This window comes from Escherichia sp. MOD1-EC5433 (assembly GCF_002966005.1).
GTDB lineage: Bacteria > Pseudomonadota > Gammaproteobacteria > Enterobacterales > Enterobacteriaceae > Escherichia > Escherichia ruysiae.
Map to the genome: position 1 here is coordinate 117,930 of NZ_PTRL01000005.1, position 26,685 is coordinate 144,614.

Below are 26,685 nucleotides of genomic sequence, written 5' to 3' on the forward strand. Positions count from 1 at the left end.
GTGAGCATGGATATAAGCGATTTTTATCAGACATTTTTTGATGAAGCGGACGAACTGTTAGCCGATATGGAGCAGCATCTGCTTAATTTGCAACCAGAAGCGCCAGATGCCGAACAGTTGAATGCCATCTTCCGTGCAGCCCATTCCATCAAAGGAGGGGCAGGAACGTTTGGTTTTACTGTGTTACAGGAAACCACGCATCTGATGGAAAATCTGCTCGATGAAGCCAGACGCGGTGAGATGCAGCTTAATACCGACATTATCAATCTGTTTTTGGAAACGAAGGACATCATGCAAGAACAGCTCGACGCTTATAAACAGTCGCAAGAGCCGGATATCGCCAGCTTCGATTATATCTGCCAGGCCTTGCGTCAACTGGCATTAGAAGCGAAAGGCGAAACGGTATCCGCAGTGGCCCGATTAAGTGTGGTTGCCAAAAGTGAACCGCAAGATGGTCAGAATAGTAGTCAATCGCCGCGACGAATTATCCTTTCGCGCCTGAAAGCGGGAGAAATCGATCTGCTGGAAGAAGAGCTGGGACATCTGACAACGTTGGCTGACGTGGTGAAAGGAGCCGATTCGCTATCGGCGACATTAGCGGGAGATATTGCGGAAGACGACATTACTGCGGTGCTTTGCTTTGTCATTGAGGCCGATCAGATTGCCTTTGAAAGCGTTGAGTCTACGGCGAAAGTATCTGCGCCACCGGTGCTTAAACTTGCCACAGCAGAAGCGCCAGTCGTACGGGCAGAACGGGAAAAACCGCCGCGCGGCAGCGAATCCACCAGTATCCGTGTGGCGGTGGAGAAGGTTGATCAACTGATTAACCTTGTCGGCGAACTGGTTATCACCCAGTCAATGCTGGCCCAGCGTTCCAGCGAACTGGACCCGGTTAATCATGGTGATTTGATTACCAGCATGGGGCAGTTACAACGTAACGCTCGTGATTTGCAGGAATCGGTGATGTCGATCCGCATGATGCCGATGGAATATGTCTTTAGTCGCTATCCCCGGCTGGTGCGTGATTTGGCGGGAAAACTCGGCAAGCAGGTGGAACTGACGCTGGTGGGCAGTTCCACCGAACTCGACAAGAGTCTGATAGAACGCATTATCGATCCGCTGACCCACCTGGTACGCAACAGTCTCGACCACGGAATTGAACTGCCGGACAAACGCCTCGCCGCAGGCAAAAACAGCGTCGGAAATTTGGTTCTGTCTGCTGAACATCAGGGCGGCAACATCTGCATCGAAGTGACCGACGATGGCGCGGGGCTGAACCGTGAACGGATTCTGGCAAAAGCTGTTTCACAGGGTCTGACCGTCAGCGACAACATGACGGATGACGAAGTGGCAATGCTGATATTTGCTCCTGGTTTTTCTACAGCAGAGCAGGTTACCGATGTCTCTGGACGCGGCGTCGGTATGGATGTCGTCAAACGTAATATCCAGGAGATGGGCGGTCATGTCGAAATCAAATCGAAGCCGGGCGCAGGAACCACAATCCGTATTTTACTGCCGCTGACGCTGGCGATCCTCGATGGCATGTCTGTGCGTGTTGCAGATGAAGTTTTCATTCTGCCGCTGAATGCCGTCATGGAATCATTGCAACCTCGTGAAGCTGATATGCATCCACTGGCGGGTGGCGAGCGGGTACTGGAAGTACGAGGTGAATATCTGCCCATCGTCGAACTGTGGAAAGTGTTCAACGTTGCGGGCGCGAAAACTGAAGCCACTCAGGGCATTGTGGTGATCCTGCAAAGTGGCGGTCGCCGCTACGCCTTGCTGGTGGATCAATTAATTGGTCAACACCAGGTGGTAGTGAAAAACCTGGAAAGTAACTATCGAAAAATCCCGGGAATATCCGCCGCAACGATTCTCGGCGACGGCAGCGTGGCACTGATTGTTGATGTATCTGCCTTGCAGACGATAAATCGCGAACAACGTATGGCGAACACCGCCGCCTGATTGAGTAAAAAGGTAATAAATATGACCGGTATGACAAATGTAACAAAACTGGCCAGCGAACCGTCAGGCCAGGAATTTCTGGTATTTACCCTTGGTGACGAAGAGTACGGTATTGATATTCTGAAAGTGCAGGAGATCCGTGGCTACGATCAGGTTACGCGGATTGCGAACACGCCTGCATTTATCAAAGGTGTCACTAACCTGCGCGGCGTTATTGTGCCGATTGTCGACTTACGCATTAAATTCAGCCAGGTGGATGTGGAATATAACGACAACACGGTGGTCATCGTCCTGAATCTGGGGCTGCGTGTGGTCGGCATTGTGGTTGATGGCGTGTCAGACGTTCTTTCATTGACGGCGGAGCAAATTCGTCCGGCACCGGAATTTGCTGTGACGCTTTCTACTGAATATCTCACCGGGCTGGGGGCGCTGGGTGACCGCATGTTAATTCTGGTGAATATCGAAAAACTGCTCAATAGTGAAGAGATGGCGCTGTTAGATAGCGCAGCGTCAGAGGTGGCGTAATTTATCCTGCTGTACTGAAATGAACCCGATGACCTGCGCATCGGGTTTTTTTACTTCATTTCGCCATGACTGGCATCAGCAATAAAGTTTCCCTTCTTCCTGCCGATAACGAAAACAACTTGTTTTCAGGAAGGTGCCTTATGATTAACCGTATCCGCGTAGTCACGCTGCTGATGATGGTGCTGGGGGTATTTGCACTGTTACAGCTTATTTCCGGCAGTCTGTTTTTTTCTTCGCTTCACCATAGCCAGAAAAGCTTTGTCGTTTCCAATGAACTACGGGAACAACAGAGTGAGCTAACCTCAACCTGGGATTTAATGCTACAAACGCGCATTAACCTGAGTCGTTCAGCGGTGCGGATGATGATGGATTCATCCAATCAACAAAGCAGTGCAAAAGTTGAATTGCTCGATAGCGCCAGGAAAACATTGGCACAGGCGTCTACCCATTATAAAAAATTCAAAAGCATGGCGCCGTTACCTGAAATGGTCGCCACCAGTCGTAATATTGATGAAAAATACAAAAACTATCACACAGCATTAACAGAACTGATTGATTATCTTGATTATGGCAATACTGGCGCCTACTTCGCTCAACCAACCCAGGGAATGCAAAATGCGATGGGCGAAGCATTTGCTCAGTACGCCCTTAGTAGTGAAAAACTTTACCGCAATATCGTCACTAACAATGCAGAAGATTACCGCTTTTCCCAGTGGCAACTGGCGATTATCGCGCTGGTGGTGGTATTAATTTTGCTGGTGGCGTGGTTCGGCATCCGCCGCATGTTGCTTAACCCGCTGGCGAAAATCATTGCTCACATTCGCGAAATTGCCGGCGGTAACCTGGCGAATAGCCTCATCATTGATGGACGCAGTGAAATGGGCGAGCTGGCACAGAGCGTTTCGCATATGCAGCGTTCCTTGACCGACACAGTTACTCACGTGCGGCAGGGGTCGGACGCCATCTATGCCGGCACACGTGAAATTGCAGCGGGCAATACCGATCTTTCCTCCCGTACTGAACAGCAGGCATCCGCGCTGGAAGAAACTGCCGCCAGCATGGAACAGCTCACCGCGACGGTAAAACAGAACGCCGATAACGCCCGTCAGGCCTCGCAACTGGCACAAAGTGCCTCCGACACCGCGCAGCACGGCGGCAAAGTGGTGGATGGCGTGGTGAAAACCATGCATGAAATCGCCGACAGTTCGAAGAAAATTGCCGACATTATTAGCGTAATCGACGGCATCGCATTCCAGACCAATATCCTCGCGCTGAATGCCGCTGTTGAAGCCGCGCGTGCCGGGGAACAGGGGCGTGGTTTTGCTGTGGTGGCGGGCGAAGTGCGTAATCTTGCCAGTCGCAGCGCCCAGGCAGCAAAAGAGATCAAAGCTCTGATAGAAGACTCAGTTTCCCGCGTTGATACCGGTTCGGTGCTGGTCGAAAGCGCCGGGGAAACGATGACGAGTATCGTTAATGCGGTTACGCGCGTCACCGACATTATGGGGGAAATTGCTTCAGCCTCCGATGAGCAGAGCCGTGGCATTGATCAAGTTGCGCTGGCTGTGTCGGAAATGGATCGCGTCACTCAACAGAATGCCTCGTTGGTGCAGGAGTCAGCCGCCGCTGCTGCCGCACTGGAAGAGCAGGCCAGCCGTTTAACTCAGGCTGTATCCGCATTTCGTCTGGCTGCAAGTCAGCTAAACCACAAACCACCACTAAAATCCCGGCCTGCCAGTGAGCAATCACCAGCACAGTCGCGGCGGCGTATCGCGGAACAAGAGCCAAACTGGGAAACATTTTGATGGGTATTTACCCAAGCGCCATTGCCGCCAGATGAGGCCGATGATGCAACAGAACGTCGCGCTTATCGTCTCTGATGGCGCTATTACAACACAATCGGCGCAGTTACAGGCTGTGTCAGTGGTTTCCTGAAGTGATTGAGAAGGCGCTATGACATCATCTCAGCCCTGTGGGCAAACGTCTTTATTGTTACAGATGACCGAGCGCCTGGTGCTTTCCGACGTTCATTTTCGGCGGATAAGCCAATTGATCTATCAACGGGCGGGGATCGTTCTGGCCGATCACAAGCGTGACATGGTCTACAACCGGTTGATACGCCGTTTGCGTTCGCTGGGACTGGCCGATTTTGGTCATTATCTGAACATGCTGGAATCTAATCAGCTCAGCGGCGAGTGGCAGGCATTTATTAACTCGCTGACCACCAACCTGACGGCATTTTTTCGTGAAGGGCATCATTTCCCACTGATCGCGGCTCACGCTCGCCGTCGTTCCGGAGAATATCGTGTATGGAGCGCGGCGGCGTCGACAGGTGAAGAGCCGTACAGCATTGCCATGACGCTGGCGGACACATTAGGCACCGCGCCCGGACGCTGGAAAGTGTTCGCCAGTGATATCGACACCGAAGTGCTGGAAAAAGCCAGAAGCGGTATTTATCGCCATGAAGAACTGAAAAACCTGACGCCACAACAACTCCAGCGTTACTTCATGCGCGGCACGGGGCCGCATGAAGGGCTGGTGCGCGTGCGCCAGGAACTGGCGAGCTATGTCGATTTTTCCCCGCTGAATTTGTTGGCGAAACAGTACACCGTACCGGGGCCGTTTGATGCGATCTTCTGTCGTAACGTCATGATCTACTTTGATCAAACGACCCAACAGGAGATTTTGCGCCGCTTCGTACCACTACTTAAACCTGACGGATTGCTGTTTGCGGGGCACTCTGAAAATTTCAGCCACCTTGAGCGCAGCTTCACGCTGCGTGGGCAGACGGTGTATGCGCTAAGTAAGGATTAACCATGAGCAAAATCAGGGTGTTGTCTGTCGATGATTCGGCACTGATGCGCCAGATCATGACGGAAATCATCAACAGCCATAGCGATATGGAAATGGTGGCAACGGCGCCCGATCCGCTGGTCGCACGAGATTTGATTAAGAAATTCAACCCCGATGTGCTGACGCTGGATGTTGAAATGCCACGGATGGACGGACTGGATTTCCTCGAAAAGTTAATGCGTTTGCGTCCAATGCCCGTTGTGATGGTTTCTTCTCTGACCGGCAAAGGTTCTGAAGTGACGCTGCGCGCGCTGGAGTTGGGAGCGATAGATTTTGTCACTAAACCGCAACTGGGTATTCGAGAAGGGATGCTGGCGTACAGCGAAATGATCGCTGAAAAGGTGCGTACGGCGTCAAGGGCGAGCCTCGCGGCGCATAAACCATTATCGGCTCCGGCAACACTGAAGGCGGGGCCGTTGTTGAGTTCTGAAAAACTGATTGCGATTGGCGCTTCGACGGGGGGAACTGAGGCAATTCGGCACGTATTGCAGCCGCTGCCGCTTTCCAGCCCGGCACTGTTAATCACCCAGCATATGCCGCCTGGCTTTACCCGTTCTTTTGCCGACCGCCTGAATAAGCTGTGTCAAATCGGCGTGAAAGAGGCGGAAGACGGTGAACGCGTCTTACCGGGACATGCCTATATCGCCCCAGGCGATCGACATATGGAACTGGCGCGCAGCGGCGCGAACTATCAAATCAAAATTCACGATGGCCCGGCGGTTAACCGTCATCGACCGTCAGTGGATGTGTTGTTTCATTCTGTCGCCAGACAGGCGGGGCGCAACGCGGTTGGGGTGATCCTCACCGGTATGGGCAACGACGGTGCGGCGGGAATGTTGTCGATGCGTCAGGCGGGGGCATGGACCCTTGCGCAAAACGAAGCAAGCTGTGTGGTGTTCGGTATGCCGCGCGAGGCTATCAATCTGGGGGGCGTCTGCGAAGTGGTCGATCTTAGCCAGGTAAGCCAGCAAATGCTGGCGAAAATCAGTGCCGGACAGGCGATACGTATTTAAATCAGGAGTGTGAAATGGCGGATAAAGAACTTAAATTTTTGGTTGTGGATGACTTTTCCACCATGCGACGCATTGTGCGTAACCTACTGAAAGAGTTGGGTTTCAACAATGTTGAGGAAGCAGAAGATGGCGCTGATGCTCTCAACAAGTTACAGGCGGGTGGTTATGGTTTTGTGATCTCCGACTGGAATATGCCGAATATGGATGGTCTGGAGTTGCTGAAAACCATTCGTGCCGATGGGGTGATGTCGGCGCTGCCAGTGCTGATGGTGACCGCAGAGGCGAAGAAAGAGAACATTATCGCGGCAGCACAAGCGGGGGCCAGTGGCTATGTGGTTAAGCCATTTACCGCCGCGACGCTGGAGGAAAAACTCAACAAAATCTTTGAGAAACTGGGCATGTGAGGATGCGACTATGATGCAACCATCAATCAAACCTGCTGATGAACATGCAGCCGGCGATATCATAGCGCGCATCGGTAGCCTGACGCGTATGCTGCGTGACAGCCTGCGTGAGCTGGGGCTGGATCAGGCGATAGCCGAAGCAGCGGAAGCCATCCCTGATGCCCGCGATCGCCTGTTCTACGTTGTACAGATGACTGCGCAGGCCGCAGAGCGGGCGCTGAACAGCGTTGAGGCGTCGCAACCGCATCAGGATCAAATGGAGAAATCGGCAAAAGCATTAACCCAACGTTGGGATGACTGGTTTGCCGATCCGATTGATCTTGCCGATGCCCGGGAACTGGTGACGGATACGCGGCAATTTCTGGCGGATGTGCCCGCTCATACCAGCTTCACTAACGCGCAGTTACTGGAAATTATGATGGCGCAGGATTTTCAGGATCTCACCGGGCAGGTGATTAAACGGATGATGGATGTGATTCAGGAAATTGAACGCCAGCTGTTGATGGTGCTGCTGGAAAACATCCCGGAGCAGGATGCGCGCCCGAAACGTGAAAACCAGAGTTTGCTTAACGGACCACAGGTCGATACCAGCAAAGCCGGTGTGGTTGCCAGTCAGGATCAGGTTGACGATTTACTGGATAGCCTTGGGTTTTGATTTGTATTGCCTGATGGGACGTGACCGCGTCATATCAGGCGGTCGGATAAGGCGTTTACACCACATCCGACAAACGTGGACCATGCCTGGTGTATTGCGGCAAAAGCCCCAAATCCCACCTGTTTTGCCTCTTACTCCAGGCATTGAACGCTTTCCGCTCTGGCATTATTCACGCTTATCACCATTTCCAGGATTGGCGACGTGTCTGACGAGAGCGACGACAAAACAGAAGCCCCCACACCTCACCGACTTGAAAAAGCGCGGGAAGAGGGGCAGATCCCACGCTCCCGTGAGCTGACTTCACTGCTGATTTTGCTGGTTGGCGTGTGTGTTATCTGGTTTGGTGGCGCGTCTCTGGCACGGCGGTTGTCGGGGATGCTCTCCGCCGGGCTGCATTTTGATCACAGCATCATTAATGATCCCAACCTGATCCTCGGACAGATTATTTTGCTGATCAGAGAAGCCATGCTGGCACTGTTGCCGCTGATTAGCGGGGTGGTGCTGGTGGCGCTTATTTCGCCGGTCATGCTGGGGGGGCTGGTATTTAGCGGCAAATCATTGCAACCGAAGTTTTCTAAACTCAACCCGCTACCGGGCATTAAACGTATGTTCTCGGCGCAAACTGGCGCGGAGCTGCTGAAAGCTATCCTGAAATCTACACTGGTTGGCTGTGTTACTGGCTTTTATCTCTGGCATCACTGGCCGCAGATGATGCGCTTAATGGCGCAGTCACCCATTACTGCAATGGCTAACGCGATGGATGTTGTGGGGTTATGCGCGCTTTTAGTGGTGCTTGGTGTCATTCCGATGGTGGGATTTGACGTCTTTTTTCAAATTTTCAGCCACCTGAAAAAGCTGCGTATGTCACGACAGGATATTCGTGATGAGTTCAAACAAAGCGAAGGCGATCCGCATGTCAAAGGGCGAATTCGTCAGATGCAGCGTGCTGCCGCGCGGCGGCGGATGATGGCCGATGTGCCGAAAGCGGACGTCATTGTTAATAACCCAACTCACTACTCAGTGGCATTGCAATATGACGAAAACAAAATGAGCGCGCCGAAAGTCGTTGCTAAAGGCGCGGGGCTGGTGGCGTTACGCATTCGTGAAATTGCCGCTGAAAATAACGTCCCGACTCTTGAAGCACCGCCGCTGGCGCGCGCGCTGTATCGACACGCAGAAATCGGCCAGCAAATTCCCGGTCAACTGTATGCCGCCGTGGCGGAAGTGCTGGCCTGGGTCTGGCAACTGAAACGCTGGCGTCTGGCCGGTGGACAACGCCCCGTACAACCCACTTATCTTCCGGTGCCGGAAGCCCTGGATTTTATCAACGAGAAACCGTCCCATGAGTAATCTGGCCGCGATGCTGCGCCTGCCCGCAAACCTGAAATCGACACAATGGCAGATCCTTGCCGGGCCTATTTTGATCTTGCTGATTTTGTCGATGATGGTGCTGCCATTGCCTGCATTCATTCTCGATCTGCTGTTTACCTTCAATATTGCCTTGTCGATTATGGTGTTGCTGGTGGCGATGTTTACCCAGCGCACGCTTGAGTTTGCCGCGTTTCCGACCATTCTGTTGTTTACCACGCTGTTGCGTCTGGCGCTTAATGTGGCCTCCACGCGTATCATTTTGATGGAAGGCCATACCGGTGCGGCGGCGGCAGGGAAGGTCGTCGAAGCGTTCGGTCATTTTCTCGTGGGCGGTAACTTTGCCATTGGCATTGTGGTGTTCGTCATTCTTGTGATCATCAACTTTATGGTTATCACCAAAGGTGCCGGACGTATCGCGGAAGTGGGCGCGCGCTTTGTTCTCGACGGTATGCCGGGTAAGCAGATGGCGATTGATGCCGACCTCAACGCTGGCCTGATTGGCGAAGATGAAGCAAAAAAGCGACGTTCAGAAGTGACCCAGGAAGCTGATTTTTACGGCTCAATGGACGGGGCGAGTAAGTTTGTCCGTGGTGACGCCATCGCCGGGATCCTCATCATGGTCATTAACGTTGTTGGCGGATTGCTGGTTGGTGTGTTGCAACATGGCATGAGCATGGGTCATGCAGCGGAAAGTTATACGTTGTTGACCATCGGTGATGGCCTGGTCGCGCAAATACCAGCACTGGTTATTTCTACCGCTGCGGGGGTTATCGTCACGCGAGTCAGCACCGATCAGGATGTTGGCGAGCAGATGGTGAATCAGCTTTTCAGTAACCCCAGAGTCATGCTGTTAAGTGCCGCTGTGTTGGGTTTACTTGGTCTGGTGCCAGGAATGCCAAACCTGGTATTTTTACTGTTCACAGCGGGATTGCTGGGGCTGGCGTGGTGGATACGTGGACGCGAACAAAACGCGCCTGCTGAACCGAAACCAGTGAAGATGGCGGAAAATAATGCCGTTGTCGAAGCGACCTGGAACGATGTGCAACTGGAAGATTCTCTGGGAATGGAAGTGGGTTATCGGCTGATCCCGATGGTCGATTTTCAGCAGGATGGCGAGTTGCTTGGTCGTATTCGCAGTATTCGCAAGAAATTTGCTCAGGAGATGGGCTTTCTGCCACCAGTGGTGCACATCCGCGACAATATGGATCTACAACCTGCCCGCTATCGTATCTTGATGAAAGGCGTTGAGATTGGCAGTGGTGATGCTTATCCGGGGCGCTGGCTGGCCATTAACCCAGGAACAGCCGCCGGGACGCTTCCCGGTGAAGTGACTGTCGATCCGGCATTTGGTCTTAATGCTATCTGGATCGAAAGTGCGCTTAAAGAACAAGCGCAGATTCAGGGATATACGGTAGTTGAAGCCAGTACAGTGGTGGCAACGCATCTTAACCACCTCATTAGTCAACATGCCGCAGAACTGTTTGGTCGCCAGGAGGCGCAGCAGTTGCTGGATCGCGTGGCGCAGGAGATGCCAAAACTGACGGAGGATCTGGTTCCTGGCGTTGTCACGCTCACTACGCTGCATAAAGTGCTACAAAACCTGCTTGATGAAAAAGTACCGATCCGCGATATGCGCACCATTCTCGAAACGCTGGCGGAACATGCGCCCATCCAGAGCGATCCGCATGAATTAACCGCCGTTGTCCGCGTGGCGCTGGGGCGGGCAATTACTCAGCAGTGGTTCCCCGGTAAAGATGAAGTTCACGTTATTGGTCTGGATACGCCATTGGAGCGGTTACTGTTACAGGCGTTGCAGGGCGGTGGCGGACTGGAACCGGGGCTGGCGGATCGTTTGCTGGCGCAAACCCAGGAAGCATTATCCCGTCAGGAGATGCTGGGTGCGCCGCCAGTACTGTTGGTGAACCACGCGCTGCGCCCGCTATTGTCTCGCTTTCTGCGCCGTAGCCTGCCGCAACTGGTGGTGCTGTCGAATCTCGAACTCTCTGATAACCGGCAGATTCGGATGACGGCGACTATTGGGGGTAAATAATGAGGATCTTACTGGCGATATTGTTGTTTCCGCTGGTTGTACAAGCTGCCGGGGATGGGATGTGGCAGACAAGTAGTGTGGGCGTTACGCTAAATCATCGCGGTGAGTCGATGTCGTCAGCGCCTCTTTCTTCGCGACAACCAGCATCAGGATTGATGACGCTGGTGGCGTGGCGTTATCAGCTTATCGGCCCGACACCATCGGGGCTGCGGGTACGCTTGTGTTCACAATCTCGTTGTGTCGAATTAGACGGGCAGAGTGGGAGCACTGTGGCCTTTTCCGGTATACCGGCGGCAGAACCGTTGCGATTTATCTGGGAAGTGCCTGGCGGTGGGCGGTTAATTCCGCCGCTGAAGGTACAACGTAATGAAGTGATTGTGAATTATCGCTGAAGTACAAATAAAAAATACGCGCTCGCAAGCATGTTTAATAACTCAGTGAAAAAGGCTCCATGTTTTGTTGCAATTATTTATCAGGAATAGCTTGCAACAAAACATGCCAAAAATATGTGAATTACCCTCTTGTCAAAGGGCTTGGATAAAAATCTTCAGAGTTACGGTATAGCTGCAACTGGCGAGTTCGCGTATTGGTCTGGATGATCATACATGATAGCCATTCTGATTCAGAATAAGGGTTACTTAAATCCTGAACGTCCTCATTTGAAAGTATTAATTCACATTCTTTGTCCCTAAAGTCCAGCCAGGCACGCTGTGATTTTCTAAGCAAGTTAAGTTGTTCGGTATCAGGTTTTTTTGCACCTGTGCGTGGCACCTGTTCTATATAACGATAAGCTTCACCATAGGCTTTATTTAATTGCGCATCGACGAGATTGTATTCTTGTCGCAGGCATGATTTGATCACGTTAATGTCAGTATCATCATCTGAATTTTTTTGCCAACAATCTTTGATGGCTGAAATGTCATGGTCATTTACTATAACCGTATCTTCTGCGTAAGCCTGGCAAGAAATAATGCCTAATGTTAATACAAGAAATTTAAACACTGCGGTATTCCTTAAAATCAACCGTTACCGTTTCCCTGGGGCTGGATATTACGCTTCTGGCCTCTTACCCAACAGTGAGAAAACGATGGTATGTCCATTTTCAGAATACATTTAGATGGCAATAAAAAAGCCTGATCGGGTAACCCTGATCAGGCTTCATTCTCACGAAAAATGGATTACATACGCTCTACTGTCTCAATACCCAGCGTATCCAGACCCAGCTTCAGCGTCTTCGCCGTCAGTTGTGCCAGTTTCAGCCGGCTGTTACGCACTTCTTCGTTTTCTGCGCTGAGGATCGGGCAGTGCTCGTAGAAGCCAGAGAACAGACCGGCCAGATCGTACAGGTAAGAACACATCACATGCGGCGTGCCTTCACGAGCAACCACAGTGAGGGTTTCTTCAAACTGCAGCAGGCGAGCAGCCAGTTGTGCTTCGCGATCTTCACGGATGATCACCGGAGCGGCAGCCAGTTGTTCTTCGTTAATTTCCGCTTTACGGAACACGGACAATACACGGGTGTAGGCATACTGCATGTACGGCGCGGTATTACCCTCAAACGCCAGCATGTTGTCCCAGTCGAAGATGTAGTCGGTGGTGCGGTTTTTGGAGAGATCCGCATATTTCACCGCACCAATACCAACCGCGTTAGCCAGTTTTTCCAGCTCGTCAGCTGGCATATCCGGGTTCTTCTCTGCCACCAGACGACGTGCACGTTCCAGTGCTTCATCCAGCAGATCGGCCAGTTTCACCGTACCGCCCGCACGGGTTTTAAACGGTTTGCCGTCTTTGCCCAGCATCATGCCAAACATGTGGTGTTCCAGCGGTACGGATTCCGGCACGTAGCCTGCTTTACGGACGATCGCCCACGCCTGCATCAGGTGTTGATGCTGACGGGAGTCGATGTAATACAGCACGCGATCGGCATGTAGCGTCTCGTAACGGTACTTCGCACAGGCGATATCGGTGGTGGTGTAGAGATAGCCGCCATCTTTTTTCTGAATGATGACGCCCATCGGTTCGCCTTCCTTGTTTTTGAACTCATCAAGGAATACGACGGTCGCGCCTTCACTTTCTACTGCCAGACCTTTGGCTTTCAGATCTGCCACGATACCCGGCAGCATCGGGTTATAAAGGCTTTCGCCCATCACGTCATCGCGGGTCAGCGTCACATTCAGACGATCGTAGGTGATCTGGTTCTGCGTCATGGTGATGTCGACCAGCTTGCGCCACATCTCGCGGAAATATTTGTCACCGCTTTGCAGTTTTACCACGTAGTTACGTGCGCGTTCGGCGAACTCTTCATCTTCGTCGTAATGCTTTTTCGCATCGCGGTAGAAACCTTCAAGGTCAGCCAGTTCCATTTCACCGGCGTTTTCCTGCTGCTGCTTTTCCAGCCACGCAATCAGCATACCGAACTGAGTGCCCCAGTCGCCAACGTGGTTAGCGCGAATCACTTTGTGACCGAGGAACTCCAGAGTACGTACTGCCGCGTCACCAATAATGGTGGAACGCAGATGACCGACGTGCATCTCTTTCGCTACGTTTGGCGCGGAGTAGTCAACCACAATGGTCTGTTTTTCTGGCATAGCAACACCGAGACGATCGGACGCCAGCGCCTGCTGAACATGTTCAGCCAGGAATGCCGGATCAAGGAAAATGTTGATAAAACCAGGACCGGCGATCTCAACTTTGTTGGCGATACCGTTAAGATCCAGATGAGTCAGCACCTGCTCTGCTAATTGTCGCGGTGCCATACCCAGTTTTTTAGCAACTGCCATCATGCCGTTAGCCTGATAGTCGCCGAACTGAACTTTTGCTGACTGACGAACCTGCGGTTCGCAATCCGCAGGCGCGCCTGCCGCAATCATGGCCTGACGGACTTTTTCTGAGAGAAGAGCCTGAATATTCACCGGAATACCTTACATTGATGAAGCGAGCAAAAATTGCCCGCACCAGTTAAAGAAATTAGGGCGGGAGTATACTGCAAATGGCTGTTTTCGTCAGCTACGTGCGCGTGGCGTATTGCCGTTTTCACTATTGCATCAGGAGCTGCGCGAAATCAGCGGTTGGTTGGCGCAGGGCAACAGGGTAAATTAACGCTTTTACTGAAAGACGAAGAGTGATTATGGCGAACTGGCAATCTATCGACGAGTTGCAGGATATTGCAACGGATTTACCGCGATTTATCCACGCATTAGACCAACTTTCACACCGCCTGGGGCTGGATATCACCCCGCTGACTGCCGATCACATTTCTTTGCGTTGCCATCAAAACACCACGGCTGAACGCTGGCGTCGCGGGTTTGAACAGTGCGGCGAACTCCTGTCAGAAAATATTATCAATGGCAGACCGATTTGCCTGTTTAAATTGCGTGAACCGGTACAGGTTGCTCACTGGCAGTTTTCGATTGTTGAGCTACCGTGGCCTGGGGAAAAACGCTACCCGCACGAAGGCTGGGAACATATCGAAATTGTTCTGCCAGGAGAGCCGGAAACGTTGAATGCCCGTGCGCTGGCGTTGCTTTCTGATGAAGGACTCCGCCAGCCGGGGATCTCGGTTAAAACCAGCTCGCCAAAAGGTGAACATGAGCGATTACCAAATCCGACGCTGGCGGTCACCGATGGCAAAACGACGATTAAGTTTCATCCGTGGTCTATCGAAGAGATTGTCGCCAGTGAGCAGTCGGCGTGATTAAGGAGCAAAAATGGCATTACTGGAAATTTGCTGTTACAGCATGGAGTGCGCGCTGACGGCGCAGCAAAACGGTGCCGACAGAATAGAATTGTGTGCGGCACCGAAAGAAGGGGGGCTAACGCCGTCGCTGGGCGTTCTTAAGTCCGTGCGCCAGCATGTTACGATCCCCGTACATCCGATCATCCGCCCACGCGGTGGCGATTTTTGCTACAGCGACGGTGAGTTTGCCGCCATTCTTGAAGATATCCGCACAGTACGCGAATTAGGATTTCCTGGGCTGGTGACGGGCGTTCTGGATGTTGACGGTAATGTCGATATGCCACGAATGGAAAAAATAATGGCGGCTGCCGGTCCGCTGGCAGTCACTTTTCATCGCGCCTTCGATATGTGCGCTAACCCTTTAAATACACTGAATAACCTTGCTGAATTAGGCGTTGCCAGGGTGCTGACATCGGGGCAAAAATCAGATGCATTGCAAGGTTTATCAAAAATTATGGAACTTATTGCCTATGGTGATGCTCCAATCATCATGGCCGGAGCAGGAGTCCGTGCAGAAAACCTGCACCATTTCCTCGATGCCGGAGTGCTGGAAGTCCATAGCTCTGCAGGAGCGTGGCAAGCCTCACCGATGCGTTATCGTAATCAGGGATTGTCCATGTCATCAGATGCACGCGCGGACGAGTATTCGCGTTATGTCGTAGACGGGACGGCGGTTGCTGAAATGAAAGGAATCATTGAGCGCCATCAGGCCAAATGATTTTTACCGTTGCATCATGTCGCCCAATATGATGCTTGCTCGTACCAGGCCCCTGCCCATTCAACAGGGGCCTTTTTTTATTCTTGAATAGTATAAAAAATGAACAATTATCGTGTGATAGTGCGCAAATTCATGCTGCTAAAATGTTATATATATTCATATTAACTATGTGATTTAAATTATTAAAACCACCAAATATATATTAAAAATAACGACTGCTTTCTTCTTTAATAATTAATGGTTAAATTGCAATAAATCATATTCTTTGTCGATTATTTCAGGCAGTGTTGTGCCGAATTTAGTGAGTTATTAATTCGTTGTGTATTTATTTATACAACTAGTTCGGTGTACTGGAATTTAATTAGAGGAATCTATGCGAGGGAAAAAACGCATTTGGTTATTTTTTCTACTCATGGCAGTAGTGGTGGGTGGCGGTGGGTTATTGCTGGTGCAAAAAACGTTGCACAAAACGTCGGAAACGGCATTTTGTCTTTCCTGCCACTCAATGAGCAAACCGTTTGAGGAATATCAGGGGACTGTCCATTTTTCTAATCAAAAAGGTATTCGTGCTGAATGTGCCGATTGCCATATTCCAAAGTCAGGAATGGATTATTTATTTGCTAAATTAAAGGCATCTAAAGATATTTATCATGAATTTGTTAGCAGCCAAATAGACAGCGACGATAAGTTCGAATCCCATCGTCAGGAAATGGCCGAAACAGTGTGGAAAGAATTAAAGGCCTCAGACTCTGCAACGTGCCGTAGTTGCCATTCTTTTGATGCCATGGATATTGCTTCGCAAAGTGAAGCTGCGCAGAAAATGCACAACAAAGCGCAAAAGGATGGCGAAACCTGTATCGATTGTCATAAAGGCATTGCCCATTTTCCGCCTGAAATAAAAATGGATGACAAGGCGGAGCATGAACTGGAAAGTCAGGCCGCCACATCAGTGACTAATGGCGCGCATATTTATCCTTTCAAACCTTCCCGCATAGGTGAACTGGCTACTGTGAATCCTGGCACCGATCTCACGGTTGTTGATGCCAGTGGCAAACAGCCGCTCGTCCTGTTGCAGGGATATCAGATGCAGGGCAGTGAAAACACGCTCTACCTGGCGGCAGGTCAACGACTGACGTTAGCCACACTAAGCGAAGAAGGTATCAAGGCGCTAACGATAAACGGGGAATGGAAAGCTGACGAATACGGTAATCAATGGCGTCAGGCGTCATTACAGGGGACGCTTACCGATCCCGCATTAGCAGACCGTAAACCGCTATGGCAATACGCTGAAAAACTTGACGACACCTATTGCGCTGGTTGCCATGCGCCTATTGCCGCCGACCATTACACCGTCAATGCCTGGCCGTCCATTGCCAAAGGGATGGGGGCGCGAACCAGCATGAGCGAAAACGAACTGGATATTTTGACGCGGTACTTCCAGTACAACGCTAAAGATATTACCGAGAAACAGTGATCTTCGTTGATCAGGGAGGAAGTTATGACATTAACAAGACGTGAATTTATTAAACATAGCGGTATTGCGGCAGGGGCGCTGGTGGTGACATCGGCTGTACCGTTACCTGCCTGGGCAGAAGAGAAGGGCGGTAAAATTCTTACCGCAGGCCGTTGGGGGGCGATGAACGTAGAAGTGAAGGACGGTAAAATTGTTTCTTCTACAGGCGCGCTGGCGAAGACCATCCCGAACTCTTTGCAATCTACGGCGGCGGATCAGGTGCATACCACGGCGCGTATTCAGCATCCGATGGTGAGAAAAAGCTATCTCGACAATCCACTGCAACCGGCGAAAGGTCGCGGCGACGACAGTTACGTTCAGGTGAGCTGGGAACAGGCATTAAAACTGATTCATGAACAACACGATCGCATCCGCAAGGCCAATGGACCATCGGCCATTTTTGCCGGATCTTACGGCTGGCGTTCTTCTGGCGTGTTGCATAAAGCGCAAACTTTACTGCAACGTTATATGAATCTGGCGGGCGGTTATTCAGGACATAGTGGCGATTACTCGACCGGGGCTGCGCAGGTGATCATGCCGCACGTTGTCGGTTCCGTAGAGGTTTATGAACAGCAGACCTCCTGGCCGCTGATTCTGGAAAACAGCCAGGTGGTGGTGTTGTGGGGGATGAACCCGCTGAATACCTTAAAAATTGCCTGGAGCAGTACTGATGAACAGGGGCTGGAGTACTTCCATCAACTGAAGAAATCCGGCAAACCGGTGATTGCCATTGATCCTATCCGTTCCGAAACGATCGAGTTCTTTGGCGATAACGCCACCTGGATCGCGCCGAATATGGGCACCGACGTGGCGCTGATGTTAGGGGTTGCGCACACCCTGATGACACAAGGCAAACACGATAAAGCGTTCCTTGAAAAATACACCACTGGCTATCCGCAGTTTGAAGAGTATCTGACCGGCAAGAAAGATAATACGCCGAAGAGCGCGGCCTGGGCGGCGGAAATTACCGGTGTGCCGGAGGCGCAGATAGTCAAACTCGCCGAACTGATGGCGGCGAATCGCACGATGCTGATGGCAGGTTGGGGAATTCAGCGCCAGCAATATGGTGAACAGAAACACTGGATGCTGGTGACCCTGGCGGCGATGTTAGGACAGATTGGTACGCCGGGCGGCGGCTTTGGTTTCTCTTATCATTACTCCAACGGTGGCAACCCAACACGCGTTGGCGGCGTACTGCCGGAAATGTCTGCGGCGATTGCCGGACAGGCCAGTGAGTCCGCTGATGATGGCGGAATGACGGCGATCCCTGTCGCCCGTATTGTCGATGCGCTGGAAAATCCTGGCGGCAAATATCAGCACAATGGTAAAGAACAAACTTACCCAAATATCAAAATGATCTGGTGGGCTGGCGGCGGTAATTTCACCCATCACCAGGATACCAATCGTCTGATAAAAGCCTGGCAGAAACCAGAGCTGATCGTCGTTTCTGAATGCTACTGGACGGCAGCAGCTAAACACGCGGATATCGTATTACCGATCACCACATCGTTTGAGCGCAATGACCTGACGATGACCGGCGACTACAGCAACCAGCACATCGTACCGATGAAGCAAGTGGTTGCGCCGCAGTTTGAAGCACGTAACGATTTTGACGTGTTTGCCGACCTTGCTGAATTACTGAAACCTGGCGGAAAAGAGATCTATACCGAAGGTAAAGATGAAATGGCGTGGCTGAAATTCTTTTATGATGCCGCTCAGAAAAGCGCCCGTGCGCAGCGTGTTACCATGCCAGTGTTTAATACCTTCTGGCAGCAAAATAAACTGATCGAAATGCGCCGCAGCGAGAAGAACGAACAGTACGTTCGTTATGGTGATTTCCGCGCCGATCCGGTGAAAAATGCGCTGGGTACGCCAAGCGGCAAAATTGAGATCTATTCCAAAACGCTGGAAAAATTTGCTTATAAGGATTGCCCGGCGCACCCAACCTGGCTTGCACCTGATGAGTGGAAAGGCACCGCCGACGAGAAGCAGTTGCAGCTTCTGACCGCGCATCCGGCACATCGTTTACACAGTCAGCTTAACTATGCGGAACTGCGTAAAAAATATGCGGTTGCCGATCGTGAACCGATCACTATTCACACCGAAGATGCTGCTCGTTTTGGCATTGCGAACGGCGATCTGGTACGCGTCTGGAACAAACGCGGTCAGATCCTGACTGGAGCCGTGGTGACTGACGGGATCAAAAAAGGCGTGGTGTGCGTGCATGAAGGCGCATGGCCAGATCTGGAGAATGGCTTGTGTAAAAACGGCTGCGCAAACGTGTTAACTGCGGATATTCCAAGCTCGCAGTTGGCGAATGCCTGTGCCGGTAACTCTGCGCTGGTGTATATCGAAAAATATACGGGTAATGCACCGAAGTTAACGGCGTTTGATCAGCCAGCCATTCAGGCGTAAGAAATAAATAGCGCCCGAAAACGGGCGCTAAATTTTTACGGCTTACGCGCAATCAGCACCGCGCGTTTAGGCGCAGGATAGCCTTCTACTGTTTTACTCGGATCATGCGGGTCGAGGAAATCGGACAGAGACTCGGTAACCATCCATTCAGTGCGACGCTGCTCTTCTGTTGTGGTGACACTCACGTCCACAATGCGGATATCAACAAAACCACACTTCTTCAGCCAGTTTTTCAGCGCCAGCGCCGAAGGAATGAAGTAGACATTACGCATTTGCGCGTAACGGTCGCCCGGCACCAGCACGGTGTTTTCGTCGCCATCAATAACCAGTGTTTCCAGTACCAGTTCACCTTCATTCACCAGCTGATCTTTCAACTGCCAGAGATGCTCCAGCGGCGAACGGCGATGGTAAAGCACGCCCATCGAAAAGACGGTATCAAAGGCTTTCAGCGCCGGAAGTTGTTCAATGCCTAAAGGCAACAGATGTGCGCGCTGATCGTTACCCAGTAGTTTACGCACCGCTTCAAACTGGCACAGAAACAGTTGCGTAGGGTCGATACCCACCGCCAGATGTGCACCCGCGCCAATCATGCGCCACATGTGATAACCGCTGCCGCAGCCGACATCGAGGATCGTGCGCCCGGTCAAATCAGAGAGATGGGGCAGAACACGATCCCACTTCCAGTCGGAACGCCATTCGGTATCAATGTTAACGCCATACAGCGAGAACGGCCCTTTGCGCCACGGCATCAGGTTGCGCATCAGGGTTTCAATGCGTTTAATTTGCCCGGCACTCAGCGGCTCTTCGCTTTCTGCCGTCACGCTATGCAGTAAATCAAGACGATACGGTTTAATTTCAGGCAGAAATTCCACCGCATTGGACCACTGTTTAAACAGACCGTGCTGCTGTTCACGCTGCCAGTTGGCAATCTGCGCGGGCAGTGTTTCCAGCCAGTGCGAAAGGTGATTTTTGGCAATCAGAGAATAAAAGTTACCAAAGTCGATCATGCAGCGCCCTCTGCTTTTAATGCCACCAGCGAACCAAAGTTAAAGCACTGGAACCATAGCTCGCTATGTTCAAACCCGGCTTGATGCAGACGCGCTTTGTGGGTTTCAACGGAATCAGTCAACATTACGTTTTCTAACATGCTGCGCTTCTGGCTGATTTCCAGCTCGCTGTAACCGTTGGCTCGTTTAAAGTCGTGGTGCATGTTGAACAGCAGTTCACCAACTTTGGCATCTTCGAAACTGAATTTTTCCGAAAGCACCAGCGCGCCGCCAGGATTCAGCCCCTGATAAATTTTATCCAGTAATGCCTGACGTTCAGAAGGTTCCAGGAATTGCAGGGTAAAATTCAGTACCACCATTGACGCGTTTTCAATAGCGATATCGCGAATGTCACCCTCGATCACGTCTACAGGTGTCGGCGCTTTGTATGCATCGATATGGCGACGGCAGCGTTCGATCATCGCTGGAGAGTTGTCGATGGCAATAATTTTGCAATTATCATGATGAATGTTGCGACGCACCGAGAGCGTCGCGGCGCCCAAAGAACAGCCCAAATCGTAGACCTGCGTACCGGGTTGTACAAAGCGTTCAGCCAGCATCCCAATCATTGAAATAATATTGGAATAGCCAGGAACGGAACGCTGGATCATATCCGGGAAGACTTCGGCTACCCGTTCATCAAAGGTCCAGTCACCCAGACTGGCGATAGGGGCAGAAAATAGCGTGTCGCGGTGAGACATAACGTAAAAATCCGGGAAAAAGAAAGTGGCGTATTGTGCGCTAACGCAGGGAGAAAACCAACTCCCAGGGCATATACCAAAGATTCGCCAGCACCATCAGCAACAGCGCACACCAGGTGGCGCTCATGCCGGAACGTCGCCAGCGAAACAGACGGTGATGAAAACCGTAATAATGCATCAGACGACCAGCAAGTAGAATGATGCCGCAAATATGCACCATCCAGGTTTCTGCGCCATTCATTTCCATAAACAGCATCAACACAATCGCGATGGGAATATATTCCACCGCGTTACCGTGAATGCGAATGGCGCTTTGCAGTTCGCTAAAACCGCCGTCGCCATAGGCAACGCGATATTGCATTCGCAGGCGAACAACATCAAAAGAGAACTTCATTAATAACAACGCACCTAAAACGGCATACAGCGCGCTTACCATACAAACTCCCTTTAAAATGGCCGATGGCACTTGTCTATGATAGGTGGCAATTTCAGAAAAGAGAAGATTGCTGTGGAATAGCCGGAACTGCTCCGATCTCTGGGAGTGTTTTACGCAAGTCTTCCCACAGAGTATGTACCAGTTCCGGTGCCTGGGCGATATCTGGTGTATGCAGGAAAAGATAAGGCGTGGTGGTCTGTTGCCATTGCGCTAATTTTTGCAACCAGACCTGAAATAATTCCTGGTTTTGTGTCATATCATCGCTACCGATAAAACGGATCAGCGGATTCGTCGCCGTCAACACGGCATGTACCGGAACTTTCGGTTTTTTCCGCTGCGCGTCGCGAATGGCTTCACTATGTGGACGTGCTGCATGAACCGGACGGCTGTCTAAAATCACCCGATTAACGCCACGCTGATGCAAACCGCGATTAAGCGTTTGTTCTTCCTCGCCTTTGGTGAAAAACTGCGGATGGCGGACTTCCACACCATAGGTAAATTCGTCAGGAAGAGAATCAAGAAAGTGCCAAAGAGCTGGCAGCTCCCGTGGACCAAACGTGGCGGGCAGTTGCAGCCAGTATTGTCCAATGCGCGGCGCTAACGGTGACATGCGGGTCAAAAATTCAGTCACTAAATCATCGCAATGCCGTAATGCTGCCTGATGCGAAATAGTCGCCGGAAACTTAAAGCAAAAACGAAAATCATCGGTGGTCTGCTCGCGCCAGCGCAGAACAACTTCCGGCTTTGGCAGAGCATAAAGTGTGGTGTTGCCCTCCACGCAGTTAAAATGGCGGGCGTACTCTTCCAGGCTGGAGATCCCCAACCGCACCCATTTGGGATGCGACCATTGCGGCAGACCGATGTAAATCATAATGCGTTGAGGATCTCTTCCACGCGACGCACGCGGGCAATGCGCGGGTAGATATGGTTGATGCTGTTATTGTGCTGTTCGGTGCTGGCTGCACTGCAGGCGTCTTCGGCTATCACCAGATTAAAGCCGAGTTCCCAGGCATTGCGGGCGGTTGATTCGACGCCAATATTGGTTGAGATCCCACATAAGACGATGGTGTCAATGCCACGACGGCGTAATTGTAACTCCAGATCCGTACCGTAAAACGCACCCCATTGACGCTTGATGATTTCGATATCGCTGTCGGTTGCACCTAACGCCGCAGGATGTTGCCACCAGTTTTCCGGCAACGTTCTGGCAGGTGAGGGTGCATCAACTGGCTGTTTTAATGCTTCGGCGTAATCGGCAGACCAGCCGACGCGCACCAGAAACACAGGCTGTCCGTTAGCTCGAAATTTCGCTGCCAGCTTCCCGGCGCGATTAACGACATCTTCAGCAGTGTGCGGACCACCGGCAAACGGTAAGATGCCTTCTTGTAAATCAATCACCACCAGCGCAGTGGTTTTAGCATTCAGTTCAAGCATGATGACTCCAGATAAAACAAAATCGAGCCTCTCACCTTAATGCGATTAGCCGATGGCAGAACGACAAATTTTGTTAATTTTTATGTGCTCAGGCAACACCTTTATAGCAAACAAGGGTAGAGTCTGATTTCAGGCCTGATATAAAGTGGTAACGAGTCGTTCCAGAGCGGGCCAGACTCTTACGGTGCGGCAGAATTTCCAGTATAATAGCCGCCTTTTTTCATTCAGTTGTGACATACAGCTAACGCTGCGACTTAGGTCACCTGCGCAGCAGGGGACGTCCGCCGGCAGCTAAGTTAAGGGATATCTCATGCGTACAGAATATTGTGGACAGCTCCGTTTGTCCCACGTGGGGCAGCAGGTGACTCTGTGTGGTTGGGTCAACCGTCGTCGTGATCTTGGTAGCCTGATCTTCATCGATATGCGCGACCGCGAAGGTATCGTGCAGGTATTTTTCGATCCGGATCGTGCGGACGCGTTAAAGCTGGCCTCTGAACTGCGTAATGAGTTCTGCATTCAGGTAACGGGCACCGTACGTGCGCGTGACGAAAAAAATATCAATCGCGATATGGCGACCGGCGAAATCGAAGTGCTGGCGTCCTCGCTGACCATCATCAACCGCGCAGACGTTCTGCCGCTGGACTCTAACCACGTCAACACCGAAGAAGCGCGTCTGAAATACCGCTATCTTGATCTGCGTCGCCCGGAAATGGCTCAGCGCCTGAAAACCCGCGCAAAAATCACCAGCCTGGTGCGCCGTTTTATGGATGACCATGGCTTCCTCGACATCGAAACCCCGATGCTGACCAAAGCGACGCCGGAAGGTGCGCGTGACTACCTGGTGCCTTCTCGTGTGCATAAAGGTAAATTCTATGCGCTGCCGCAATCGCCGCAGTTGTTCAAACAGTTGCTGATGATGTCCGGTTTCGACCGTTATTATCAGATTGTAAAATGCTTCCGTGACGAAGACCTGCGTGCTGACCGTCAGCCAGAATTTACCCAGATCGATGTGGAAACCTCTTTCATGACCGCGCCGCAAGTGCGTGAAGTGATGGAAGCCCTGGTGCGTCATCTGTGGCTGGAAGTGAAGGGCGTGGATTTGGGCGATTTCCCGGTAATGACCTTTGCGGAAGCCGAACGCCGTTACGGTTCCGATAAACCGGATCTGCGTAACCCGATGGAACTGACCGACGTTGCAGACCTGCTGAAATCTGTTGAATTTGCGGTATTCGCGGGTCCGGCGAACGATCCGAAAGGTCGTGTTGCTGCTCTGCGTGTTCCGGGCGGTGCATCGCTGACCCGTAAGCAGATCGATGAATACGGTAACTTCGTCAAAATCTACGGCGCGAAAGGTCTGGCTTACATCAAAGTCAACGAACGCGCGAAAGGTCTGGAAGGTATCAACAGCCCGGTAGCGAAGTTCCTCAACGCTGAAATCATCGAAGCCATCCTGGATCGTACTGCCGCGCAAGATGGCGATATGATTTTCTTCGGTGCCGACAACAAGAAAATTGTTGCCGACGCGATGGGCGCACTGCGTCTGAAAGTGGGTAAAGACCTTGGTCTGACTGACGAAAGCAAATGGGCACCGCTGTGGGTTATCGACTTCCCGATGTTTGAAGACGACGGCGAAGGCGGCCTGACCGCGATGCACCATCCGTTCACCGCACCGAAAGACATGACTGCTGCCGAGCTGAAAGCGGCGCCGGAAAATGCGGTGGCGAACGCTTATGATATGGTCATCAATGGTTACGAAGTAGGCGGTGGCTCTGTGCGTATCCATAATGGTGATATGCAGCAGACGGTGTTTGGTATTCTGGGGATCACCGAAGAGGAACAGCGCGAGAAATTCGGCTTCCTGCTCGACGCCCTGAAATACGGTACTCCGCCGCACGCAGGTCTGGCATTTGGCCTTGACCGTCTGACCATGCTGCTGACTGGCACCGACAACATCCGTGACGTTATCGCCTTCCCGAAAACCACGGCGGCAGCGTGTCTGATGACTGAAGCTCCGAGCTTTGCCAACCCGACTGCTCTGGCTGAGCTGAGCATTCAGGTTGTAAAGAAGGCTGAGAATAATTGATATGACTTATAAGCGTCCCGTTTCGATCTTAGTGGTCATCTATGCACAAGATACGAAACGGGTGCTGATGTTGCAGCGGCGTGACGATCCCGATTTCTGGCAGTCGGTAACCGGCAGCGTGGAAGAGGGTGAAACCGCGCCGCAAGCTGCCATGCGCGAAGTAAAGGAAGAGGTCACTATAGATGTTGTCGCTGAACAACTGACCTTAATTGACTGTCAGCGCACGGTAGAGTTTGAAATTTTTTCACATTTACGTCATCGCTATGCGCCGGGCGTGACGCGCAATACAGAATCATGGTTCTGCCTTGCGCTCCCCCACGAACGTCAGATTGTTTTTACTGAACATCTGGCCTACAAGTGGCTTGATGCGCCCGCTGCAGCGGCGCTCACTAAGTCATGGAGCAACCGGCAGGCGATTGAACAGTTTGTAATTAACGCTGCCTGAACAGGCAGGGCTATCTGGAGATATTTTTATGGCAGGTCATAGTAAATGGGCCAACACCAGACATCGTAAAGCTGCGCAGGATGCTAAGCGCGGTAAAATCTTCACTAAAATCATTCGTGAGCTGGTGACCGCAGCGAAACTGGGCGGTGGCGATCCGGATGCTAACCCGCGTTTGCGTGCAGCCATTGATAAAGCACTGTCTAACAACATGACTCGTGACACCCTGAACCGCGCAATTGCACGTGGTGTGGGCGGTGATGATGATGCGAATATGGAAACCATCATCTACGAAGGTTACGGTCCTGGCGGCACTGCAATCATGATTGAATGTCTGTCTGACAACCGTAACCGTACTGTTGCTGAAGTGCGTCACGCATTCAGCAAATGTGGCGGCAACCTTGGTACTGACGGTTCCGTAGCCTATCTTTTCAGCAAAAAAGGTGTGATTTCCTTCGAGAAAGGTGATGAAGACACCATCATGGAAGCGGCGCTGGAAGCAGGTGCAGAAGACGTTGTGACCTATGATGACGGCGCAATCGACGTCTACACTGCGTGGGAAGAGATGGGTAAAGTACGTGATGCTCTGGAAGCGGCTGGTCTGAAAGCAGACAGCGCAGAAGTTTCCATGATCCCGTCAACCAAAGCCGATATGGATGCAGAAACTGCACCGAAACTAATGCGTCTGATCGATATGCTGGAAGACTGTGACGACGTGCAGGAAGTTTACCATAACGGTGAGATCTCTGATGAGGTTGCAGCGACCCTCTGATGAGGCCGGCTAACCAACAAAACGGAGACGCGTGATGTCTATTATTCTCGGTATTGACCCGGGTTCGCGCGTTACCGGCTACGGCGTTATCCGTCAGGTGGGCAGGCAACTGTCCTACCTGGGCAGTGGATGCATACGCACCAAAGTGGATGATTTACCGTCTCGTCTGAAGCTCATCTATGCGGGCGTGACGGAAATCATCACCCAGTTCCAGCCCGATTATTTCGCAATCGAACAAGTCTTTATGGCGAAGAATGCCGACTCTGCCCTGAAACTGGGGCAGGCACGCGGCGTGGCGATTGTGGCAGCGGTTAATCAGGAATTGCCGGTGTTTGAATATGCTGCCCGTCAGGTCAAACAAACGGTGGTAGGTATTGGTAGTGCTGAAAAAAGTCAGGTGCAACATATGGTGCGCACCTTGCTAAAACTACCTGCTAACCCACAGGCGGACGCCGCCGATGCGCTGGCGATTGCCATCACCCACTGCCATGTCAGCCAGAATGCGATGCAGATGAGCGAATCGAGGCTGAACCTGGCTCGCGGGCGACTGCGTTAA

26 protein-coding genes are annotated in these 26,685 nt (G+C 51.7%); 19 read left to right on the forward strand and 7 right to left on the reverse strand.

What is annotated here, in order from left to right; all coding sequences use genetic code 11:
• The 10 genes from cheA to flhE all read left to right on the forward strand — a co-directional run bounded on the left by cheA (window position 1) and on the right by flhE (window position 11,225).
• Window positions 1–1,965 (forward strand): chemotaxis protein CheA, encoded by a 1,965-nt coding sequence (gene cheA / locus C3D30_RS12250; RefSeq protein WP_105286934.1) that lies wholly within the window; start codon window positions 1–3, stop codon window positions 1,963–1,965.
• A gap of 21 nt (window positions 1,966–1,986) precedes the next feature.
• Entirely contained in the window at window positions 1,987–2,490 is a 504-nt protein-coding gene (cheW, locus tag C3D30_RS12255) for a chemotaxis protein CheW (protein ID WP_000147308.1), read from the forward strand.
• 140 nt (window positions 2,491–2,630) lie between these two features.
• On the forward strand, window positions 2,631–4,292 hold the full coding sequence (gene tar, locus C3D30_RS12260; protein WP_010350956.1) for a methyl-accepting chemotaxis protein II: 1,662 nt from the start codon (window positions 2,631–2,633) through the stop codon (window positions 4,290–4,292).
• A gap of 148 nt (window positions 4,293–4,440) precedes the next feature.
• Complete coding sequence (cheR, locus tag C3D30_RS12265) at window positions 4,441–5,301, forward strand: protein-glutamate O-methyltransferase CheR (protein ID WP_000204526.1); 861 nt, start codon at window positions 4,441–4,443, stop codon at window positions 5,299–5,301.
• Between the two features lie 2 nt (window positions 5,302–5,303).
• On the forward strand, window positions 5,304–6,353 hold the full coding sequence (cheB, locus tag C3D30_RS12270; protein WP_000036400.1) for a protein-glutamate methylesterase/protein glutamine deamidase: 1,050 nt from the start codon (window positions 5,304–5,306) through the stop codon (window positions 6,351–6,353).
• Between the two features lie 14 nt (window positions 6,354–6,367).
• On the forward strand, window positions 6,368–6,757 hold the full coding sequence (gene cheY / locus C3D30_RS12275; protein ID WP_000763857.1) for a chemotaxis response regulator CheY: 390 nt from the start codon (window positions 6,368–6,370) through the stop codon (window positions 6,755–6,757).
• 10 nt (window positions 6,758–6,767) lie between these two features.
• A complete protein-coding gene (gene cheZ / locus C3D30_RS12280; RefSeq protein ID WP_000983594.1) occupies window positions 6,768–7,412 on the forward strand; it encodes a protein phosphatase CheZ in 645 nt (214 codons plus the stop codon).
• Window positions 7,413–7,613: 201 nt separating this feature from the next.
• Complete coding sequence (flhB, locus tag C3D30_RS12285) at window positions 7,614–8,762, forward strand: flagellar biosynthesis protein FlhB (RefSeq protein WP_001278915.1); 1,149 nt, start codon at window positions 7,614–7,616, stop codon at window positions 8,760–8,762.
• Window positions 8,755–10,833: a flagellar biosynthesis protein FlhA gene (gene flhA / locus C3D30_RS12290; protein WP_000066958.1), complete on the forward strand. Its 2,079-nt coding sequence runs from the start codon at window positions 8,755–8,757 to the stop codon at window positions 10,831–10,833. The genes flhB and flhA overlap by 8 nt, the downstream gene beginning before the upstream one ends.
• Entirely contained in the window at window positions 10,833–11,225 is a 393-nt protein-coding gene (gene flhE / locus C3D30_RS12295; protein ID WP_105286935.1) for a flagellar protein FlhE, read from the forward strand. The genes flhA and flhE overlap by 1 nt, the downstream gene beginning before the upstream one ends.
• Before the next feature lie 121 nt (window positions 11,226–11,346).
• Here flhE and C3D30_RS12300 read toward each other — a convergent pair whose 3' ends face one another.
• On the reverse strand, window positions 11,347–11,835 hold the full coding sequence (locus C3D30_RS12300) for a lysozyme inhibitor LprI family protein (protein ID WP_105286936.1): 489 nt from the start codon (window positions 11,833–11,835) through the stop codon (window positions 11,347–11,349).
• Between the two features lie 90 nt (window positions 11,836–11,925).
• Here C3D30_RS12300 and yecV point away from each other — a divergent pair, with 90 nt between their 5' ends.
• Entirely contained in the window at window positions 11,926–11,970 is a 45-nt protein-coding gene (yecV, locus tag C3D30_RS20605) for a protein YecV (protein ID WP_211180499.1), read from the forward strand.
• Between the two features lie 41 nt (window positions 11,971–12,011).
• Here yecV and argS read toward each other — a convergent pair whose 3' ends face one another.
• Entirely contained in the window at window positions 12,012–13,745 is a 1,734-nt protein-coding gene (gene argS / locus C3D30_RS12305) for an arginine--tRNA ligase (protein ID WP_105286937.1), read from the reverse strand.
• A gap of 215 nt (window positions 13,746–13,960) precedes the next feature.
• Here argS and C3D30_RS12315 point away from each other — a divergent pair, with 215 nt between their 5' ends.
• The 4 genes from C3D30_RS12315 to torZ all read left to right on the forward strand — a co-directional run bounded on the left by C3D30_RS12315 (window position 13,961) and on the right by torZ (window position 19,215).
• Complete coding sequence (locus C3D30_RS12315) at window positions 13,961–14,527, forward strand: VOC family protein (protein WP_105286938.1); 567 nt, start codon at window positions 13,961–13,963, stop codon at window positions 14,525–14,527.
• A gap of 13 nt (window positions 14,528–14,540) precedes the next feature.
• Window positions 14,541–15,287 carry a copper homeostasis protein CutC gene (gene cutC, locus C3D30_RS12320; RefSeq protein ID WP_001185708.1) on the forward strand — a complete coding sequence of 249 codons (747 nt, stop codon included), beginning with the start codon at window positions 14,541–14,543 and terminating at the stop codon, window positions 15,285–15,287.
• A gap of 373 nt (window positions 15,288–15,660) precedes the next feature.
• Window positions 15,661–16,761 (forward strand): NapC/NirT family cytochrome c, encoded by a 1,101-nt coding sequence (locus tag C3D30_RS12325; RefSeq protein WP_105286939.1) that lies wholly within the window; start codon window positions 15,661–15,663, stop codon window positions 16,759–16,761.
• Window positions 16,762–16,785: 24 nt separating this feature from the next.
• Complete coding sequence (torZ, locus tag C3D30_RS12330; protein WP_105286940.1) at window positions 16,786–19,215, forward strand: trimethylamine N-oxide reductase TorZ; 2,430 nt, start codon at window positions 16,786–16,788, stop codon at window positions 19,213–19,215.
• Window positions 19,216–19,250: 35 nt separating this feature from the next.
• Here the strand turns inward: torZ and cmoB are convergent, their stop codons facing one another.
• From cmoB to C3D30_RS12355, 5 genes are read right to left on the reverse strand one after another with little or no spacing between them, the layout of a single operon-like run.
• Complete coding sequence (gene cmoB / locus C3D30_RS12335; RefSeq protein WP_000564734.1) at window positions 19,251–20,222, reverse strand: tRNA 5-methoxyuridine(34)/uridine 5-oxyacetic acid(34) synthase CmoB; 972 nt, start codon at window positions 20,220–20,222, stop codon at window positions 19,251–19,253.
• Entirely contained in the window at window positions 20,219–20,962 is a 744-nt protein-coding gene (gene cmoA / locus C3D30_RS12340) for a carboxy-S-adenosyl-L-methionine synthase CmoA (RefSeq protein ID WP_105286941.1), read from the reverse strand. The genes cmoB and cmoA overlap by 4 nt, the downstream gene beginning before the upstream one ends.
• Window positions 20,963–21,002: 40 nt before the next feature.
• Window positions 21,003–21,398 (reverse strand): MAPEG family protein, encoded by a 396-nt coding sequence (locus tag C3D30_RS12345; protein ID WP_002462319.1) that lies wholly within the window; start codon window positions 21,396–21,398, stop codon window positions 21,003–21,005.
• Window positions 21,399–21,450: 52 nt separating this feature from the next.
• The gene (locus tag C3D30_RS12350; protein WP_000639251.1) at window positions 21,451–22,269 is read right to left on the reverse strand and encodes a DUF72 domain-containing protein; all 819 of its coding nucleotides are present in this window, start codon (window positions 22,267–22,269) and stop codon (window positions 21,451–21,453) included.
• Window positions 22,266–22,832, reverse strand: a complete 567-nt coding sequence (locus C3D30_RS12355; RefSeq protein ID WP_000891640.1) for a hydrolase — start codon at window positions 22,830–22,832, stop codon at window positions 22,266–22,268. Before C3D30_RS12355 ends, C3D30_RS12350 begins: the two co-directional genes overlap by 4 nt.
• 310 nt (window positions 22,833–23,142) lie before the next feature.
• Between C3D30_RS12355 and aspS the strand changes: the two genes are divergently transcribed.
• From aspS to ruvC, 4 genes are read left to right on the forward strand one after another with little or no spacing between them, the layout of a single operon-like run.
• Window positions 23,143–24,915: an aspartate--tRNA ligase gene (gene aspS, locus C3D30_RS12360; protein ID WP_001258658.1), complete on the forward strand. Its 1,773-nt coding sequence runs from the start codon at window positions 23,143–23,145 to the stop codon at window positions 24,913–24,915.
• Window positions 24,908–25,360: a dihydroneopterin triphosphate diphosphatase gene (gene nudB, locus C3D30_RS12365; protein WP_077629253.1), complete on the forward strand. Its 453-nt coding sequence runs from the start codon at window positions 24,908–24,910 to the stop codon at window positions 25,358–25,360. The genes aspS and nudB overlap by 8 nt, the downstream gene beginning before the upstream one ends.
• Window positions 25,361–25,388: 28 nt before the next feature.
• Window positions 25,389–26,129: a YebC/PmpR family DNA-binding transcriptional regulator gene (locus C3D30_RS12370; protein ID WP_000907234.1), complete on the forward strand. Its 741-nt coding sequence runs from the start codon at window positions 25,389–25,391 to the stop codon at window positions 26,127–26,129.
• Window positions 26,130–26,163: 34 nt separating this feature from the next.
• Entirely contained in the window at window positions 26,164–26,685 is a 522-nt protein-coding gene (ruvC, locus tag C3D30_RS12375) for a crossover junction endodeoxyribonuclease RuvC (RefSeq protein ID WP_010350951.1), read from the forward strand.

Coding starts and splice junctions, on each gene's coding strand:
- cheW (WP_000147308.1), top strand. CDS start 1,987: ATGACCGGTATGACAAATGTAACAAAACTGGCCAGCGAACCGTCAGGC.
- tar (WP_010350956.1), top strand. CDS start 2,631: ATGATTAACCGTATCCGCGTAGTCACGCTGCTGATGATGGTGCTGGGG.
- cheR (WP_000204526.1), top strand. CDS start 4,441: ATGACATCATCTCAGCCCTGTGGGCAAACGTCTTTATTGTTACAGATG.
- cheB (WP_000036400.1), top strand. CDS start 5,304: ATGAGCAAAATCAGGGTGTTGTCTGTCGATGATTCGGCACTGATGCGC.
- cheY (WP_000763857.1), top strand. CDS start 6,368: ATGGCGGATAAAGAACTTAAATTTTTGGTTGTGGATGACTTTTCCACC.
- cheZ (WP_000983594.1), top strand. CDS start 6,768: ATGATGCAACCATCAATCAAACCTGCTGATGAACATGCAGCCGGCGAT.
- flhA (WP_000066958.1), top strand. CDS start 8,755: ATGAGTAATCTGGCCGCGATGCTGCGCCTGCCCGCAAACCTGAAATCG.
- flhE (WP_105286935.1), top strand. CDS start 10,833: ATGAGGATCTTACTGGCGATATTGTTGTTTCCGCTGGTTGTACAAGCT.
- C3D30_RS12315 (WP_105286938.1), top strand. CDS start 13,961: ATGGCGAACTGGCAATCTATCGACGAGTTGCAGGATATTGCAACGGAT.
- cutC (WP_001185708.1), top strand. CDS start 14,541: ATGGCATTACTGGAAATTTGCTGTTACAGCATGGAGTGCGCGCTGACG.
- C3D30_RS12325 (WP_105286939.1), top strand. CDS start 15,661: ATGCGAGGGAAAAAACGCATTTGGTTATTTTTTCTACTCATGGCAGTA.
- torZ (WP_105286940.1), top strand. CDS start 16,786: ATGACATTAACAAGACGTGAATTTATTAAACATAGCGGTATTGCGGCA.
- cmoB (WP_000564734.1), bottom strand. CDS start 20,222: ATGATCGACTTTGGTAACTTTTATTCTCTGATTGCCAAAAATCACCTT.
- cmoA (WP_105286941.1), bottom strand. CDS start 20,962: ATGTCTCACCGCGACACGCTATTTTCTGCCCCTATCGCCAGTCTGGGT.
- C3D30_RS12345 (WP_002462319.1), bottom strand. CDS start 21,398: ATGGTAAGCGCGCTGTATGCCGTTTTAGGTGCGTTGTTATTAATGAAG.
- C3D30_RS12350 (WP_000639251.1), bottom strand. CDS start 22,269: ATGATTTACATCGGTCTGCCGCAATGGTCGCATCCCAAATGGGTGCGG.
- C3D30_RS12355 (WP_000891640.1), bottom strand. CDS start 22,832: ATGCTTGAACTGAATGCTAAAACCACTGCGCTGGTGGTGATTGATTTA.
- aspS (WP_001258658.1), top strand. CDS start 23,143: ATGCGTACAGAATATTGTGGACAGCTCCGTTTGTCCCACGTGGGGCAG.
- C3D30_RS12370 (WP_000907234.1), top strand. CDS start 25,389: ATGGCAGGTCATAGTAAATGGGCCAACACCAGACATCGTAAAGCTGCG.
- ruvC (WP_010350951.1), top strand. CDS start 26,164: ATGTCTATTATTCTCGGTATTGACCCGGGTTCGCGCGTTACCGGCTAC.